General features: G+C 61.9%; 1 protein-coding gene. It reads right to left on the reverse strand.

The annotated features are described in order from the left end of the window. A partial coding sequence (locus ACR0E6_RS22775; RefSeq protein WP_480587687.1) for an aldehyde dehydrogenase family protein occupies nucleotides 1–580 on the reverse strand: 580 nt, incomplete at both ends.

Below are 580 nucleotides of genomic sequence, written 5' to 3' on the forward strand. Positions count from 1 at the left end.
CCTCCATGACATAGCCCGGATCCTTGCCGCCCAGCTCGGTGCCAACGCCGGTGAAGGTGCCTGCCGCCGCGCGTTCCATCGCCTGACCGCCACCGACCGAGCCGGTGAAGTTCACAAAATCAAACGCCTTGCCCGCGATCAGATCATTGGTCACGTCATGGCTCAGAAACACGTTCTGGAACACATCCTCGGGCACACCCGCCGCATGGAAGGCCCGCGCCATCCGCTCGCCCACCAGCAGGGTCTGCGTGGCATGTTTCAGGACCACCGTATTGCCCGCGATCAGCGCCGGGGCAACCGTGTTGATCGCCGTCATGTAAGGATAGTTCCAGGGCGCCACCACAAACACCACCCCATGCGGAATGCGCTTGATATAGCGTTTGAACGTCTCATCCTCACCCACGGCAATATCGGCCAGCGCCGTCTCGGCAATCTGCGCCATATGGCCGGCACGCTCGTTGAAGCCGCCAAACTCACCGCCATAGCGTACGGGACGCCCCATCATATGCGCCAGTTCCGGCACGATCTCATCATTCATCGCGCCAACTGCCGCGACACCCGCCATCACCAGATCGATACG

It is taken from the genome of Ruegeria sp. AP12 (assembly GCF_056540025.1).